The sequence below is a fragment of the Spirosoma migulaei genome (assembly GCF_054776855.1).
In genome coordinates this window covers 139,210-156,504 of sequence record NZ_BAAHBG010000002.1, presented here as the reverse complement: position 1 = coordinate 156,504, position 17,295 = coordinate 139,210, and the positions used below count along the sequence as shown (strand labels likewise).

Here is a 17,295-nt window from a genome sequence, read left to right as displayed (position 1 = left end):
AGTATCAGAAAGATACATTTAGCAAACAAAAAGGCACATAAAGTTGACGTGAGGTTTTTTAGGAGAAACGTCGTTTCAAAATTTCAACCAACTCACTAACTTCATCGCTGCTCATATCCCATAAATACTGGGAAGCATACCGGTAAGAGATCAGGTCCAGCGCCTGCCCATAGTTGTTCAGGGTATCAATTTCCTCAACAGCCTGATTGTAAGCGCTTGAATTACCATTGAAGAGTTGGTTAATGAACCGAAATTTCTGATTTAAGGAAATACTACGGGCAACACTTTCGATAGGTGCGCGGTGGAATGTTTCAGCAACAGTGGCTGGCTCAGCAGGAGTCGTTTCCCGCAGGGTATCGTTTAGCGATGGTGTTGCTTCGATTGCAATAATTGGCTGCTTTGTGTCTGTAGGGGTGGTAATCGCACCCGTCTGTAAAGGCGACGGCTGACTAATAGGAGCTACAGGCTCTGGACCACTCATGCTGTTATCATCAATAAACTTAACACCCATTGAGCTGGAATCATCTACCAATTCTGGAACAGGGGTTGGGTCAGGCTTAGGCGGTATAGCTGGAGCAACGGTTTCGGCGAGAGACTCCATGGCTACCAACGGTGCAGGTGGAACTGATGTTTCAATAGCCGTATCAAAGAATGATCGTAATGGAGCGGCAGGAATACTATCAGGTACATGACTACGCAGCAACGCCGACACATCCATCGGTAATTTCTCCGAAAACTGGGCTACAAACTTATCATAATGTTCTATTTCATGCCCTCGCTGAGTCAGCGCTTCATCCAGATAGATGAGTGCCTGATTGACATAAATAAACGCCTTCCCATTCATCCGTTGCGTAATATGGGCAGGGATAAACTGATTGATCTTTGTGTAGCGTGTAATTTGCTTGAGTGCAGCTGCCGTCACCGTAAAATCGGGTTGGCCGCGCAAAACATCATCAAAATAAGCACGAGGGTCAAAAATCATGATGATGGTTCGGCGTGTGGCATCGGCCAGCAACGGTTCGAGGTGTTCACGCCGGACCGAAATATACTGCGACACAACATTCATGAAATTCTGCAATGCTTCCTGCACCTCATCATTGGTGAAGTCAAAATAAGGGCTCCGAAACTTAGCCGCATCGGCCTGCCATTTATCTGATAAACTACTGATGACAAACAGATTAATCTGACTAATAGGTGTAAGCGAGAGAATCTGCCGACCATTCATGGTCGCATGTTGCTGGTAAAAATCAGAGGCAATCCGACGAGCGTAGGATTTGCTATATTCAGCAAGGGCGTTGGCGTTAAACTTGTTCGACATTAGGAAAAGCCTTTGTTTTGTAAATATATAACTTTCGGCTACAAACCGACTGTTGTCAATGAAGAAATCAAATGCAGCGGGATGCGCTCCATGATTTAAACCCACAACGGGCAAACCGTGTGGGTATATGAAACAATATTCGTTTCGATTTGTCATGGAAGGTTGCATTTAATTTATCGAATCGGCTCAATCGTATTGCTTTTATTGATTCTTACCTGATGTTTATTGAACCTTCCCGACGACGTGAACCGCCCCATCTCCGTACTGGATGGATTGAAGTAATCTGTGGTTCCATGTTCTCTGGCAAAACCGAAGAATTGATTCGTCGGCTTATTCGGGCACGTATTGCCAAATTGAATGTCCGTATTTTTAAACCTGCTTTAGACACTCGTTATCACGAAGAAAATATTGTTTCTCACTCCGCAGTGGCTATTCATTCAACCCCAGTGCAAACAGCGGGCCAGATTCTTATGTTAGCGGGTGATTGCGACGTCGTTGGAGTTGATGAGGCTCAATTTTTCGACAAAGACATTGCGGATGTCTGTAATGAACTAGCTAATCAGGGTAAACGAGTCATTGTAGCAGGCCTGGATATGGATTTTTCCGGGAAGCCGTTTGGTTGTATGCCCCACTTACTGAGTGTTGCAGAATACGTAACCAAAGTTCACGCCATTTGTGTTGTCTGTGGTGATATTGCTCAGTATTCATATCGACTTGTTCCCTCACAGGAGCGGGTATTATTAGGTGAGACAGATAGTTACGAAGCCCGCTGTCGACGCTGTTTTAATCTTGGCGATGAAGCTGGACGAAAGGAATGGGCCTATGAAGACGTTGATAATGATGAATGATGAATTGTAATATATATAGGTCAATAAAAAAAACAGGGTTTAAGAAAACTCATAAATCCTGGTATGTATTGATTTTTTATTCATCATTCATCATTTATCATTCATCATTCGCTCAGATTGGAACCTGGCAAACGCACGTTAGTTATCAGTCTGGGCAGTCTGTTGTGGTAGCTGGATCTAAAATTTATGCCGCTACCCAAAACGGTTTCTTCTACTACGATAAAGCTACCAGTGAAACAACAACGCTCAGCAAGACATTGGGTCTGAGTGATGTAAGCATCAGTCGGTTGCTTTACCTGGCCGATCAGAACAAATTGCTCATTGCCTATCGAAACGGCAATCTAGACTTTCTGACGCTCACGGATACGGGGGAACCGGGTGCTGTTACTAACGTCAACACAATTGTTTCTGCCTCAGGCCTACCGGTTTCCAGAGGTATCAATCATCTGAATCGCATTGGCAACAACGCTTACCTCAGTACCGACTTTGGGCTGGTTGTGCTGGATCTACTTAAGAATGAGATTCGGGATACGTATTTTAGTCAACGACCAGACGGCACACCTTTACCAATTTACCAGACTGCTAGCGCTAACGATAGTCTATATGCGTTAACAGCTCCGCTTCGTTCAACCGATACAGGGCTTCGATTACGAGCTATTCGTTTTGCCTCAAACGTCAATATTGTAGACCCCGCTAACTGGCGATTGGTTACTGAGCCGGGTCAGCAATTGGAGTCGATTATAGCCAATCAGGGGCGATTGTCAGCTACGGTCAATGGTCTCGGGATTTACGAACGTCAGGGCGGAAAATGGATTTTAACACAATCATTGGCAAACCCGACAGTTCGGCAATTTCCAGCGTCTACCGGTATAATTCTGGCAACAGACAAAGCAATAACCTTACCCGGTTCTGGTCAATTTTCTGGTTCGTTGCTCGCTGATCCCCGGGAGGTTGTGGCAGATGGTAATTCAGCATGGATTGCAGATACAAAGAGTGGGTTACTGTTCGGAAATGCAGGCCAGTTTCAGCGTATTGCTCCTGAAGGCCCAACCCGAGATCAATTTGCTAGTTTATATACCTATCCACAAGCCCTAGTGGCATTGCCTAATGGGCCACTGGATGCTACGTTACTAGTTACCAATCAGCCACCCTATGAGGTTTTTTCAGTTCCGAATGGCCGATGGATCAGTACAATACCTACAGGCTTAACTCGTGGCTTTAATTCAGCAGCCTATTTAGCTACAGAGCAACAGCTTTATCTGGGTAGTTTTGGTAGTGGATTATGGAGCCAGGCAGAAGGACAAGCGCCTATAGCCGTTACATTGCCTGCTACCATTAGTCCATTTATTAGTAGCCTGGCAACAGATAGTGATGGTAATCTCTGGATAATAACTGGACGAGCCGTTCCTCCTCAACAAGCCACCCTACACGTCCGACGGGCCGACGGAACATTCCAATCGTTCCCACTAGTCAGTCAGACAAACATTGTACAGGTTGTTCCTGACGATAATGGATTTCTCTGGCTTCGGCCTGACCTCGGTGGGGGTTTACTTGTTATTGATCCCCAAGGCAATCGCAGTCGTTTTCTCTCAACCCAAGCTGGGCAGGGTAGTCTTCTTTCAAACAGCATACGGGCACTGGTCAAAGACCGGAATGGAGCAATCTGGGTTGGTACAGATCTGGGACCAACTGTATTTGATAGCCCATACGCGGCATTCGATGTAACCATTGATGCTCAGCCTCCCTTACTCAACCGACGTCGGTTACTGGCCAATGAACTCATTACTGCGATTACCGTTGATGGCGGTAATCGAAAATGGATAGGTACGCAAAAGGGAGTTTATCATGTCGCACCCGATGGCTCGCAATTGCTGGATACATTTACAGCAGAGAATAGCCCATTACCAAACAATGTTGTTCAGGCTATTACCATTGAACCCACTAGTGGAAAGGTATTTATCGAAACCGGAACCTCGGTTCAGTCCAATGGCCTGGTATCTTATCAGGGACCTGCCACTGAACCTGTAGAAGCCCTTAGTGGCCTAACCATTTTCCCGAACCCCGTCCGGCCTGATTTCAGCGGTACCGTCGGGATTAGGGGGCTGACTGAAAACACAACCGTGAAAATTCTTGATGCAGGGGGGCAATTGGTTTATGAAACCCGGTCGCAGGGGGGCACAGCAACCTGGAATCTTCAGGACTATCGGGGCCGTCAGGCTCAAACGGGCATTTATTTGGTTGTGGTCGTCACAGCGGATGGGTTGGAAGGTCTGGCAGGAAAGCTGGCCGTAGTACGCTGAGGCTCTATAAATGACCCTATTTAACCCTCATTCATGAATTTTCTATCTTACTGAAAGAAGGTATTGAGGTTCATTTGATGAATCAGGGCATTTTGCCTACTTTTGACCAATTTTTCAGCCATCTCGCCTAATTTAGCTTGGGCAGGTAACTAACCGAAAGCAACACACTCAGCATGAGAGAAATACAGTTCCGCGAAGCCCTGCGGGAGGCCATGACGGAAGAAATGCGCCGGGACCCGCTGGTCTATCTGATGGGCGAAGAAGTCGCCGAATACAATGGGGCTTATAAAGTTAGCCAGGGTATGCTGGACGAATTCGGTCCGGAGCGCGTAATTGATACCCCCATTGCCGAACTTGGCTTTGCCGGTATTGGCGTTGGCTCAGCCATTAACGGACTACGGCCAATCATTGAATTCATGACCTTTAACTTCTCGCTTGTTGCGATTGACCAGGTCATTAACTCAGCGGCCAAAGTTATGTCGATGTCGGGTGGACAATATTCATGCCCAATTGTTTTCCGGGGACCAACCGGTAATGCGGGTATGCTGTCATCGCAACACTCGCAGAACTTCGAGAATTGGTTTGCCAATACATCAGGGCTGAAAGTTGTTGTCCCGTCAAACCCTTACGATGCCAAAGGGCTTCTTAAATCCTGTATCCGAGACAATGACCCCGTTATTTTTATGGAGTCGGAGTTGATGTACGGCGATAAAGGTCAGGTACCTGAAGAAGAGTACCTGATTCCAATTGGGCAGGCCAAAGTAGTTCGTGAAGGCAACGACGTAACGATCGTATCGTTCGGCAAAATCATGAAAGTGGCTCTTGCAGCCGCCGATGAGTTAGCGAAGAATGGCGTTTCGGCGGAGGTTATCGACCTGCGTTCAGTTCGCCCCATTGACTACGCAACAATTATCAATTCGGTGAAGAAAACGAACCGATGTGTTATAGTCGAAGAAGCCTGGCCATTGGCGGCTATTTCGTCGGAGTTGACCTACAACATTCAACGGAATGCCTTCGATTATCTGGACTCGCCGGTTGTTCGTGTGAACAGCATGGATTTACCACTTCCATATGCGCCAACGCTCATCGAAGCTATTTTACCAAACGTAAAGCGTACACTACAGGCCGTCGAAACGGTAATGTATAAGAAGTAAGTGTAACGCGGGTTTCCACTGATACGCCAGCCCAGCGGCCGCCTTACTCAAGCAAAAAAGCGTTGGTCTTATTGGCCAGCGCTTTTTTGTTTGAAAACAAAAACACCCGGTCGTTTAAAGCGGCCGGGTGTTGATTGATGCAATTGTAGGTAAAACGCCTGAGGTATAACTTTAGTTTAGACATTGAAAAATAGTAGAATAGTTTTTCATTTTATCTATATTTACGCATAAACCTCCATCGATTGGCCAAAACTATCGGAATGCGCCCTACTGGCCGAACGATTTATGAAGTAACAATTCAGTATGTCGGCTCCTTAATGACCATTCGGCAGCGAGAGCCAACGGTCATATTTTTTTCTAATCTCCGAAAGGCCGTGGATGCGATCACAGCGGAGCTGGCGCTGAATAACTGGCCCCCAAAAGTTAACTATATGGCGGTATACAGAGGAGTTAAGCAACGGGAGTTCTACAGTTGCGATTTCCATATGGCCGACATGCGGGTTTTCCGAATTAAAATAGTTCCCCGAATTTTAAACCCAGCTTTGCCCAGATTGGGGATTGATGAAAACCCAGCCAAATAAAAGGTCAGAGATAGTCAAGAATGGTCGATAAAACCACAAACCCTGACTACACCTGACAACCCTTTACGGTACCTGACAACTAGTTAATACGCCTTTAAACTCAAGTCCAGGCTCTTGATCTGGTGCGTTAGTGCGCCCGATGAAATAAAATCTACGCCTGTTTCGGCATAGGCGCGCAGGTTCGTTTCATCAATGCCGCCCGATGCTTCGGTAACGAACTTACCATTAATTAGCCGAACCATATCACGAATGCCATCGGGCGTAAAATTGTCTAACAAAATCACATCTACCTGACCAACTCGCAGGACTTCCTCCACTTCAGCGCGGTTTCGGGTTTCTACCTCGATGCGCAACTGCCGACCGGTTTCCTTCAGATACGTGACCGCCTTAGTGATGGCCGCTTCAATACTTCCGGCGTAATCGACGTGGTTATCCTTAATCAAAATCATGTCGTACAACCCGAAGCGGTGATTCGCAGCACCCCCGATTTTGGTTGCCATTTTCTCACAGATGCGGAAATTTGGCGTGGTTTTGCGCGTGTCCAGCAGCTTCGCCCGGGTTCCCTCCAATAGATTGACCAACTCACGCGTATGCGTTGCAATGCCGCTCATACGTTGCATACAATTCAATACCAGCCGTTCGGCAGTCAGGATATTCCGGGCGTTTCCGCTAACTGTTAGTACAATGTCGCCGGGCTTAATGCTGGCTCCATCGTGCATGAGCACGTTGACCTCAAAAGCTGGATCAACTTCGGCAAAAATGGCTTGGGCTACGTCAACTCCCGCCAGAATACCCGTTTCTTTCACTAACAAGCGGGCGCGCTTCTGTGCATCGGCGGGTATGGTCGATAAGGATGTATGATCGCCGTCGCCGACATCTTCGGCCAAGGCCAATTGAATAAATTCGTGCAGATTCATAGGGCGAAAGTAATGGTTTATTCTTTTTTGACAGAATTATCCGCAAGCCGAATGGAGTTTCTGATTGACTCAGTTTCTCATTTCCCGGGTCTTTGAGGATAAGGATTCAGGTAGACACTCCCATCTTAACACCTTTAAACTAAAAAGACCCACCGATTGATGGGTCCTTTTAGTTTGTAGGCCTACGGGCTAATGCACCTTCAAAATTCGCCTAACCGTTCGGGTGGTGCCTTGTTTTACCTCAAGGAGGTAAATTCCGTACGGTAGTGCTGACAAATCGACCATTTCAGAAAATGTGGTTGTGCTTTTTGGCCGCGTGATTTGATGCCGGGTTATGCCCAGGTTGGCATCAGCTATACTTATTTCTACGTCGCCCACGTACGCACTACGAAGCTGAACAGATACTTTATCAGCCGATGGATTCGGGTAAACACGTAGCAATTCTTCCTCATTTTCAGGCGATTGGGCAGCTAAGCGCGCAGAGATCGACGCAGGTATAACAAATACAGGGGTTTCGGTCAGCGTCAATGCAAGCTGACCATTGATAACGGGCAGCACTTGTATCGCCATGGAATCGCATCCTGTTTGAGGAGTATACACCTTCGCGGCAGTCCCAACGCCCAAACTCAGTGTGTACTGACCAGTGCGGCCAACTTCATCCGGAATCCAAAGCGCGTAAGCTGACTGACCATTGCTTTCGTACCGATCAACATTTGGGTTTGTGCTCAATGACTCCTTGAACACATAATCACCAATAAGTTTTTTGGCCTGATAAAAATAGTTGGCGGCCGGTTTGCGGGTGAAATCAGCGTTCATAAAACCCATTGAACAAAACTGATTGGCACAATCCGGATTCAGGTCGTAAGTCTGGTAAAAATCAACCCGATCTACACCCTCCCGGCCATACAGCAGGGCCGTCCGCAGGTTCCAGTCGGCCTGGGTGTTCATTACCGATTTGTTACCAATGGAAATTGCGTGAAGTGGGCTTCCCTGGTTCAGGTCATAGCCCGTTTCTGACACATAGACCGGCATATCGTAGCAGGCTTCATGCGCTAGCTTCAAGACGTTTCGGACGACCTGAGCAGCCACCGATAGTTCAGGAGCCTTCCCTCGGGAGGAGGCACCGTTACCATTTTGCATGGATTGGCCATTATCGGGGTAAAGGTGATAGTTGATTACATCCCAGCAAAGGTCAACGCGCCCATCTGACTTGTAGCCCCGAAATTCTTTACACCAGTCAATCATACCCCTGATGTAATCAGTACCGTTAGCAATCGAACATAAGCCCCCCATTACCACAGTCATGCTTGGATCAGCATTTTTTACTCCAACGCCCTCCCCCATTGTGTTTTTATGCCCATCGTAAAACGCAGACATATTAGCCGCGTATTCGCGACCAGTCTGGTACGCTTTTCTTCCCCGCCACCATTTGTCACGCTCATTATCGCACTCAATGAAATTAATTAATCCTAACCCAATTTTCACCACATTGGCTGGATCGTTTGCCCAACGGGCATTCGTATTTACCTTAACTAATGCGGGATTGACTGATGGATTCTTTCCATAGCGGGCAGCATACTGAAACGCCACCTTCGCCTGTTCGATATACGAGAGCGGATTTGCATAATCTTTCCCAAATCGTACAGGTACATTATCGCTGCCCTGTTGGTCGGCTGGGTAGGTTGAGTTCATCCAGGGGGTCATGTCTTTCAGACAAGCCATTACTTCAATGCCATCCGCTTTGCAGCGTTCGTACATCAGGTCATAATTCCAGCCACCCGAATGGGTTGGATTAAACGTGTAATTGCCTTCAGTTAGCTCCAGCTTTTCCCAATCCATATAGTGCCGGATGACACCAAATGATTGAAGTGCTTTTAGTTTAGGTGCTGAAATCCCCGGCACATTTGACTGATAAAAATCCCATTCGAAGGCGTTTACCCCGAGCAGCTTTTTGAATGTCGGGCTTTTTTTGGGCACTCCACTAGCTGCAACATTTCCCGCCTGATACGTTCCATAGAGTTCGATTTCCCGAGGCCAGAAATCCGACGTGTTAATAACCAGGTATCGCGCGCCGGTCACTACATTATCGAGCAGAAATTTAGCATCTCCCGATGTTGACCGTGTAGGATACGGACCCACCCAGGCATTATATTCCAAGCCCTGAAACTGAGCCAGTTCAATCCGTTTCCAATCGCTGGTGATGATGGATAACTTCATTGGACTGGTGGAATTACTGCCATTGCCATCATAAAACTTAACCGCTTTAATATCCATTGACTCACCAGCTTGTAGCGGATAATAAGCATCATACGTATTCAGAACTTTACCCCACCCTGATTGTAGTTCGTCGTTGGTGTTACCATCAAACAGAGAGGCCAACCCACCGCTCGTATTGTTAAGCTGGTACCAGCGACTCGCATCAATTGGAATTTTATTACCTAGTGAAACAACAGGAGGGGTTACTGTAGCCTCTTCCACCGGATGCCCATACACCCGGATTTTAATGGGTAGTGCATTACAATATTTGTGAATAACAATAGCCTCGGCCACTACAGACGGAAACGTAAGTGTCTGCCAGACCTTATACGCAGGCCCTGTAAACGTACCAAGCAGCGTTTTTTTGGTTCCGTTGAGCGCATAAATCTGAGCTGGCGTACTCGAAAACTCATCTTCGCCATCATATAGCTCCAGTTTGGTCAGTGTGCTTTTGATGTCTAATTTGAGCGTCAGATCCATCCATCGACAATTATCCCCACTCCAATCCGTTTGCACCAGGCTACCCATATCATCATTCATGTAGGGTGAATAGTTCTGGGGTGTGGGTAGGTTCGATGTAACGCTCGTTACGTTCACCCGCTCTTGCGCATACAGAATCGCATCGAGTGGATCGGTTGGCAGCACCTTACCGTAGGCACGTATCTTAACGGGTATATTATTACAATATTTATGAATCACGATGCCTTCGGCAACCAGCGGTTCCGTTAATGCGTACGATTTAAACTCATAATAGCTGTCGCCCGTGAAGGTCCCAATCAAGGTTTTTTCTTTCCCATTCAATGCATATACCTGGGCAGGTGCCGATTCAAAAGACCCTTCAGTGTCATACAAGTCCAGTTTGGTCAGCAAACTCTTCTTATCAAATTTTATGGTAACGTCGGTCCACTTGAAGTTTTCAGGCTGCCAATAAGAAGGTACCAGCTTGTTCATATCGTTGTTGAGGTAAGCCGAATAATCTGCGCCCGTTACAGGATTGTCTTTTGCAGATACAAGCTTCAACAAGTCGAGTGGACGAGGGATAGACGTCGACTCTGTGATAGGCTGGCCAAACACGTTGATTTTCTGGGGAATGTTATTGCCATACTTATAAATCATTATGGCATCGGCAACGAGTGCCTGAAATGGCTTAAGCGTTACCCAACTTTTGTACGCAGAGCCATCGAAGGAGCCAATGAGCACCCGCTGGGTACCATTCATAGCGTATAGTAGCGCAGGTTTATCCGAAAACGAGCCTTCATGGTCATATAACGATAGGCTGGAAACCAAGCTTTTTTTCTCAAGCTTGAGCGTTACCTGTACCCATTTAGCATTGTCTGACCAGGCACTCTGTACCAGATTAGTAAGATCGTCGGAGAGCCAGGGCGAATAATCCTGGCCTGTATTCTCACTGGGAGTGATCGATACAACCGATAGGCGGACTGGGAGTGACTGTGTTTGTGCAACGATGGCCACCAGCATCAGTGTGGACGCAAGTAGTAATTTAATCATGTGTGGTTATTTAGAGGAGCTATTCATCAACAAAATACGGCTTATCTACAAAATAGTAGTCATTCATCTTAAAAATTATGTGATTTATTAAGTGACCAAACTCCTTGATAATCACGATGTTGAAAAATGTATACTTTATCCTATGACTATGGAGGTTATACGTTATGATTTTAAAAGCTATACGAATTACACTTGCATTACTCCCGAATTGGTACGAAATTTGTCATCCGCTAAGGAATAATATGAAGCAACCGCGTGTCATACAACGCCTTTCCAGTTTTATACTGGCCTCCCTGCTGCTGTTTACAGCCGTTTGGGGGCATGGTAATGTGACACAGGCAAAGCCATTAGCCCAAAAAGCGGTAACTGAGCAGGCCAAGTCCGGTAAAGCGACGGATGCTCCTTCCTCGGCGGAACTGAGCGCAGCCCAGTTTGAAGCCGTTGTTACCCCAGCTATCCAGTTAGGGGATTCAGGTCAGACAGCGTTTCTGTTGCCAGCCCCCACGCTTGTGATTCTGCTGTTGCTCAGCGTTGTGCTACTCCGGCATTTCACCCTTCCGCATTTCTATTTCTCCTATTTTAGGCACGTCTTCGGGCATCATATTGCCACTAACGCCCCCTAGCGTTTTACCAGGTTTCCTGCCTGGTAACTGATCGTTTTTTGTCCTTTCAAGTAGTTCATTTTTTCTTCACAAACGAGCTTTGGTCTCGTTGTCACTCATGCAAAACAAAACCGGAATTCTTATTCTGACAGGGGTTATTGCAGCCATATGCATTTACTTTCTGTCATTCACCTTCGTGTCTCGGAACATCAAATCCGACGCCGAAGCCTACGCCACCAACAAGCAGAGCGTAGTTGACCGTAACAAAAAGCAGCACTATCTTGATTCGCTCTGGAAAGAACCCGTTTATCTAGGTAGCACGCTCCAGGAAGTTACCGAGCGCGAGTTAGGCTTAGGTCTTGACTTACAAGGTGGTATGCACGTTGTGCTGGAAGTATCGCCTTCCGACATTCTTCGCAGCCTGTCGGGCAACAACCGCGACCCTAAATTTAATCAGGCGCTGAAGCAGGCACTGGAAGATCAGAAAACGAGCAATACCAGCTTTGTTGACCTGTTCGCCAGTGCATTTAAGAAACTGGCTCCAGACACCAAGCTGGCCAGTGTATTCGCTACCAGCGCAAACCGCAGCAAAATCAATTTTCAGTCGTCGGATACCGAAGTTCGTAAGTTGTTGAATGACGAAGTAAACGGGGCAACTACTCGTGCGTTCCAGATCATTCAGGCACGTGTCGACAAATTTGGTGTGGCTAACCCAAACATTCAGCGGTTGCCAGGTTCAGGTCGGATTCAGATTGAATTACCGGGTGTTGATAATCCCGAGCGTATTCGTCGTCTGTTAACGGGGGCCGCTAAACTCGAATTCACGGAAGTTTATCGCCTTAACGAACTGGCTCCTGCCATTGAAGGTATCGGTGCTTATTTATTAGCGCAGGAAGCTGCTCGTAAAGCAGCTGTCAAAACTACGGCACCAACTACGGGTTCGGCTGCTAAAGGAGCATCAAGCCTTGAGACGCAATTAGCACAGGGTAGCAAGAAAGATTCGACCGCGAAAAACGATACAGCTGCCGCTGCGGCTCAGGGTACAGCCCTGACTCAGTTATTTCTGCCCGTTGGTCAGGACCAGTTAGGTGTTTACCTGAAAGATACCGCTCGTGCCAATGCCGTTCTGAACGCTCCCGAAGTAAAAGGTCTGTTCCCAGCTGATGCCTTCTTTGCGTGGGATCGTAAGACATTCAAAGCAACGGATGGCAAAGAAATTCTGCCCCTGTATTTCCTAAAAAAATCAGGTGGTCGTGCTCCGCTCGAAGGCGATGTGATTACGGATGCTGCTAATGACTACGATGATCGTGGTCGGCCGGAAGTAACGATGAACATGAACCCAGAAGGTGCCCGCAAATGGAAAAACCTAACGGCAGCAAACGTGGGTCGCCCAGTAGCTATTTTGCTGGATAACCTGGTTTACACAGCGCCTAACGTACAAAACGAAATTCCAAACGGACGTTCGAGCATCTCGGGTAACTTCACCGTAGAAGAAACCAAAGACATGGCCAACGTGCTGAAAGCCGGTAAACTGCCCGCGCCAACCAACATCGTTGAAGAAAGCGTTGTAGGTGCCACTTTGGGTTCAGAAGCCGTTAGCGCGGGGGTTCTCTCCTCAATCATCGGTATTTTATTAGTACTGGGCTTTGTGGTATTTTACTACAACCGTGCAGGCCTTATTGCCGACATTGCCCTGATTGTCAACCTGTTCTTCCTGATGGGCGTTATGGCCTCGCTGGGAGCGGTATTGACGATGCCAGGTATTGCCGGTATCGTACTTTCGATTGGTATGGCCGTTGATGCGAACGTACTTATTTTTGAACGGATCAAGGAAGAGCTGGAGCTGGGGAAGAGCTTTAAAGTAGCCGTTACCGACGGGTTCAAAAACGCGATGTCGTCGATTATCGACTCAAACGTAACGACCTTCCTGACGGGTATCGTTCTGTTTATTTTTGGTACGGGTCTGATTCTTGGTTTTGCCACAACCCTGATCATTGGTATTCTGACCTCGTTATTCGCGGCTATCTTCATTACCCGCCTGTTGCTGGAATATTACATCCGAAATGGCAAGACGTTAAGCTTTACTTCATCCTGGGCCAAGAATCTGTTTGCCGATTCTGATTTTGATTTCGTATCACGTCGGAAACTGTACTACACCGTTTCGTCGGTAATCATTGGCTTAGGGATTATCTCCGCTATTTTCCGCGGCTTCGGCTTAGGTGTTGACTTCAAAGGTGGTCGCTCGTACGTAATTCGTTTCGAAAAAACAGTAAGTACCGACGACGTTCGGAATGCTTTAGAGCCGGTGTTAGGTGGATCGCCAGAAGTAAAAACCTATGGTGGTACGGGTATTGGTGCCAATCAGGTTAAAGTAACGACGCCTTATCTGGTTGACGATAATTCGCAGGGGGCTGACAAGAAAGCAGAAGCAACGGTTTATAAGGGTCTGAGCAGCATTCAGGGAAATCCAGCGAAAATTGAGAGTTCACAAAAAGTTGGGCCTACCATTGCATATGACTTACTGACCTCGGCATTATGGTCTATTCTGCTAGCCGTAGCGGTCGTGTTTGTGTACATTCTTATCCGATTCAAGAAACTGGCCTTTGGTTATGGTGCGGTTGTGGCCATGTTCCACGATGTACTGATCATTCTGGCTATTTTCTCGATCTTCAACGGATTTCTTCCTTTCTCGCTGGACGTTGACCAGGCCTTTGTGGGTGCCTTGCTGACGATTATGGGGTATTCCATGAACGATACGGTTGTAGTTTTTGACCGGGTACGTGAGTATCTGGCCGAAAATAAAGGCAAGAAAGAAACAATTGCCACCATCATCAACAACGCCCTGAACAGCACATTGAGCCGCACAGCGGTAACCGGTTTCTCAACGATTCTGGTCTTACTAGTGCTATTCATTTTCGGTGGTGAAACCATTCGTGGTTTCTCGTTCGCGATGTTGATTGGTGTAATCGTTGGTACCTATTCGTCGCTGTTCGTAGCCACCCCGATTGTGGTTGATTCGTTAAGCCGCGATCAGGAAAAAGAAGTCATTGTGCCAACTATCAGCGAAAAGAAAACGGGCTTCGATGCTATTCCTGCTGACTTCACCACGGCAGCTCCTGCTACGCCAGAAGAGTTTACCGCCAAGAAGGAAAAGAAAGAGAAGAAGCCACTAATTCGGCCTTCACAATCGTAAGCTAACGGGTGATTGAGTGAATGAGTGAATGAGCGATTGAGTGAATAAAATGTAGCGGGAAATAATTCGCTCAATCACTCATTCACTCATTCACTCATTTTATTTCGTATCTTTCCCGACGTTTTAACCTAAGAATATTTCTCCAAACGACACAATCACCAAACTCTATTTCCCTACATGGAAACCAAATTTAAACCTGTTGATACCAGTGTCTGGCGTAAGAAGCCCCTTGCGGCTTATGAAGCCGACATGAAAAAAAGTGAACTCAAACGTGTATTAACGCGCTGGGGATTGACCTCCCTGGGCATAGGTGCCGTAATTGGGGGCGGGATTTTTGTACTGACCGGTATTGCTGCTCATGACTGGGCTGGTCCTGCTTTGGCGTTATCATTTGTGCTGGCCGGTGTAGCCTGTACATTTGCCGCCCTTTGCTATGCCGAGTTTGCGTCGATCTTACCCGTAGAAGGCTCAGCTTATGCCTACTCCTACGGAACCGTTGGTGAAATTTTTGCCTGGCTCATTGGCTGGAACCTGATTCTGGAATACATGATGGGAGCCACAACTGTAGCGGTGAGCTGGTCGGGGTATTTCGAGAAATTACTTCACCTCTTTCATATTGAGCCGCCTATCTGGTTAATGAATGATCCGGTTACGGCTCAGGAAAAAGCAGCCGCACTTCGGGCGGCTGGCGTGGCGGTTCCAGACTTCACATTCGCGTTCAATCTGCCCGCTTTTCTGATCGTACTGGTGGTGACCTACATTCTGGTTCGAGGTATTAAAGAAGCGGCCAGCACGAACAACATCATCGTAATTGTGAAAGTAGCCGTGGTTATTTTCGTGATTGTCGTCGGTGCTTTTTACGTAGATACAGCCAACTGGCATCCATTTCTTCCAGAACCCGTTATTGACAGCGGTGGACAACAACACTACGGCTTCAATGGTATCGTAACGGCAGCCAGTATCGTGTTTTTCGCCTATATTGGATTCGACGCCGTGTCTACCCAGGCTGGCGAAGCGATCAACCCCAAGAAAGATGTGCCTTTCGCTATCATTGCCTCGCTGATCATTTGCACCGTGCTGTACATTTTGGTATCACTTGTGTTAACAGGTATGGTACCGTTTAAAAGCCTTGATCTGAAAGCACCTGTAGCGCAGGCATTCGCCGATAAAGGGTTAACCTGGGCCGTATATATTATCACGATTGCAGCTTTGGGCGGACTAACGTCGGTCATGCTGGTGATGATGCTCGGTCAAACACGGGTTTTCCTGGGTATGGCGAAAGATGGTCTGATTCCTCCGAGTCTGTTTGCTTCTATTCACCCTAAGTTTAAGACCCCCTGGAAAAGCACGATTCTGGTAGGGCTTATTGTTTCGGTGGTAGCTGCCTTAACGCCAATCGATAAAGTGTCGGAGCTAACCAGTTCGGGAACACTGCTGGCTTTTGCCATGATTTGCGGAGCTGTTTGGTTATTGCGTGTTCGGGAGCCTAACCTGGAACGGCCTTACAGAACACCCGTGCTACCATTGATCGCTACGCTGGGTATTTGTGCGAACCTGTATCTGATGTACAATCTGCGGACTGACACCAAAATATCATTCGTGGTTTGGTGTGTAATCGGTCTGATTGTTTATTTCACCTATAGCCGTAAACATAGTCACCTGAACAATCCTGAAGATCATCAATAGATCGTTCCGTTTGTTAGTATTTACCTCAAATGCCCGCTAATGTTTCTGCATTAGCGGGCATTTGCATTAGTCTATAGACTAAACAAGTGTAGTTTTGCCCTGTAATGAGTGGACAGGAATTATTTGGATACGCTTCGGCCCTACTGGTAGGCTTAGTGATTGGCCTGGCCGGGGGGGGAGGCTCCATCCTGACAGTACCTATTTTTGTCTATGTTTTTCATATTCCCACCGTTCTGGCGACTACTTATTCCCTGTTTGTGGTGGGCTCAACATCCCTAATCGGTTCGCTTCATCATGTCTGGCACAAGCGGGTCGATCTTCCAGTGACAGTAGCGTTTGCGCTTCCCTCCTTTGTGTCGGTTTATTTAAGTCGGCGGTATTTAGTGCCCGCCTTGCCTGATCCACTGTTTCAGTTTGAGAGGTTTGTGCTACCCAAAAGCGATGCTATTCTGTATTTCTTTGCCATCGTTATGATTATTGCAGCCCGCGCCATGATCCGCAATGATCGGCCGGAGCAGGGGGAAGCCGCCGACGGGCGTCCTCGGTATGGTAGCCTGGCATTAGATGGACTAGCAGTCGGTTTGTTAACGGGCACCATTGGCGCGGGGGGCGGTTTTTTGATTGTACCGATGCTGGTATTAATGGCCGGATTACCCATTCATCGGGCCGTGGCCACTTCGGTACTCATTATTGCGGTCAATTCGTTCGTCGGCTTTTTAGGTGATATTCATCATACCGATTTAAACTGGAATTTTCTGCTACCCTTCACGGGTTTATCTATCGTCGGCATTTTTGTGGGCATGTATTTAGCCCGCTATGTAGCTCCCGACAAACTAAAAAAAGGATTTGGCTGGTTTGTATTAGTAATTGCGCTGTACATGATTGGTCGGGAAATTTTGTAAAACTGGTTCACACTTACTGTTCCAGGGTC

At 47.2% G+C, this 17,295-nt stretch carries 11 protein-coding genes; 8 read left to right on the top strand and 3 right to left on the bottom strand.

Going from position 1 to position 17,295, the window contains the following annotated elements:
• Positions 1–58 precede the first annotated feature (58 nt).
• A complete protein-coding gene (locus ACYVGO_RS01740) occupies positions 59–1,318 on the bottom strand; it encodes a hypothetical protein (RefSeq protein ID WP_460967114.1) in 1,260 nt (419 codons plus the stop codon).
• A 218-nt stretch (positions 1,319–1,536) separates the two neighbouring features.
• On the opposite strand from ACYVGO_RS01740, the gene ACYVGO_RS01735 reads away from it, so the two are divergent.
• The 4 genes from ACYVGO_RS01735 (at position 1,537) to ACYVGO_RS01720 (ending at position 6,201) form a co-directional block, all read left to right on the top strand.
• Entirely contained in the window at positions 1,537–2,166 is a 630-nt protein-coding gene (locus tag ACYVGO_RS01735) for a thymidine kinase (RefSeq protein WP_460967112.1), read from the top strand.
• 68 nt (positions 2,167–2,234) lie between these two features.
• A complete protein-coding gene (gene porZ / locus ACYVGO_RS01730) occupies positions 2,235–4,466 on the top strand; it encodes a type IX secretion system anionic LPS delivery protein PorZ (RefSeq protein ID WP_460967110.1) in 2,232 nt (743 codons plus the stop codon).
• Between the two features lie 173 nt (positions 4,467–4,639).
• A complete protein-coding gene (locus ACYVGO_RS01725; RefSeq protein WP_142770126.1) occupies positions 4,640–5,620 on the top strand; it encodes a pyruvate dehydrogenase complex E1 component subunit beta in 981 nt (326 codons plus the stop codon).
• Positions 5,621–5,880: 260 nt separating this feature from the next.
• Positions 5,881–6,201 (top strand): hypothetical protein, encoded by a 321-nt coding sequence (locus ACYVGO_RS01720; protein WP_142776564.1) that lies wholly within the window; start codon positions 5,881–5,883, stop codon positions 6,199–6,201.
• An 83-nt stretch (positions 6,202–6,284) separates the two neighbouring features.
• Here the strand turns inward: ACYVGO_RS01720 and nadC are convergent, their stop codons facing one another.
• Together nadC and ACYVGO_RS01710 are read right to left on the bottom strand one after the other, a co-directional pair.
• On the bottom strand, positions 6,285–7,118 hold the full coding sequence (gene nadC, locus ACYVGO_RS01715; RefSeq protein ID WP_460967108.1) for a carboxylating nicotinate-nucleotide diphosphorylase: 834 nt from the start codon (positions 7,116–7,118) through the stop codon (positions 6,285–6,287).
• A gap of 189 nt (positions 7,119–7,307) precedes the next feature.
• Complete coding sequence (locus ACYVGO_RS01710) at positions 7,308–10,883, bottom strand: T9SS type A sorting domain-containing protein (protein WP_460967106.1); 3,576 nt, start codon at positions 10,881–10,883, stop codon at positions 7,308–7,310.
• 242 nt (positions 10,884–11,125) lie between these two features.
• Here ACYVGO_RS01710 and ACYVGO_RS01705 point away from each other — a divergent pair, with 242 nt between their 5' ends.
• The 4 genes from ACYVGO_RS01705 (at position 11,126) to ACYVGO_RS01690 (ending at position 17,266) form a co-directional block, all read left to right on the top strand.
• Complete coding sequence (locus ACYVGO_RS01705) at positions 11,126–11,506, top strand: hypothetical protein (RefSeq protein ID WP_460967104.1); 381 nt, start codon at positions 11,126–11,128, stop codon at positions 11,504–11,506.
• 97 nt (positions 11,507–11,603) lie between these two features.
• Complete coding sequence (gene secDF, locus ACYVGO_RS01700; RefSeq protein WP_460967102.1) at positions 11,604–14,678, top strand: protein translocase subunit SecDF; 3,075 nt, start codon at positions 11,604–11,606, stop codon at positions 14,676–14,678.
• A 177-nt stretch (positions 14,679–14,855) separates the two neighbouring features.
• Complete coding sequence (locus ACYVGO_RS01695; protein WP_460967100.1) at positions 14,856–16,364, top strand: APC family permease; 1,509 nt, start codon at positions 14,856–14,858, stop codon at positions 16,362–16,364.
• A 104-nt stretch (positions 16,365–16,468) separates the two neighbouring features.
• A complete protein-coding gene (locus tag ACYVGO_RS01690) occupies positions 16,469–17,266 on the top strand; it encodes a sulfite exporter TauE/SafE family protein (protein ID WP_460967098.1) in 798 nt (265 codons plus the stop codon).
• The last annotated feature ends 29 nt before the right edge of the window (positions 17,267–17,295 follow it).

Excerpts from the sequence above, each read along its gene's own strand:
- ACYVGO_RS01710 (WP_460967106.1), bottom strand. The coding sequence starts at position 10,883 with ATGATTAAATTACTACTTGCGTCCACACTGATGCTGGTGGCCATCGTT.
- ACYVGO_RS01735 (WP_460967112.1), top strand. The coding sequence starts at position 1,537 with ATGTTTATTGAACCTTCCCGACGACGTGAACCGCCCCATCTCCGTACT.
- secDF (WP_460967102.1), top strand. The coding sequence starts at position 11,604 with ATGCAAAACAAAACCGGAATTCTTATTCTGACAGGGGTTATTGCAGCC.
- nadC (WP_460967108.1), bottom strand. The coding sequence starts at position 7,118 with ATGAATCTGCACGAATTTATTCAATTGGCCTTGGCCGAAGATGTCGGC.
- ACYVGO_RS01740 (WP_460967114.1), bottom strand. The coding sequence starts at position 1,318 with ATGTCGAACAAGTTTAACGCCAACGCCCTTGCTGAATATAGCAAATCC.
- ACYVGO_RS01720 (WP_142776564.1), top strand. The coding sequence starts at position 5,881 with ATGCGCCCTACTGGCCGAACGATTTATGAAGTAACAATTCAGTATGTC.
- ACYVGO_RS01695 (WP_460967100.1), top strand. The coding sequence starts at position 14,856 with ATGGAAACCAAATTTAAACCTGTTGATACCAGTGTCTGGCGTAAGAAG.
- ACYVGO_RS01705 (WP_460967104.1), top strand. The coding sequence starts at position 11,126 with ATGAAGCAACCGCGTGTCATACAACGCCTTTCCAGTTTTATACTGGCC.
- ACYVGO_RS01690 (WP_460967098.1), top strand. The coding sequence starts at position 16,469 with ATGAGTGGACAGGAATTATTTGGATACGCTTCGGCCCTACTGGTAGGC.
- ACYVGO_RS01725 (WP_142770126.1), top strand. The coding sequence starts at position 4,640 with ATGAGAGAAATACAGTTCCGCGAAGCCCTGCGGGAGGCCATGACGGAA.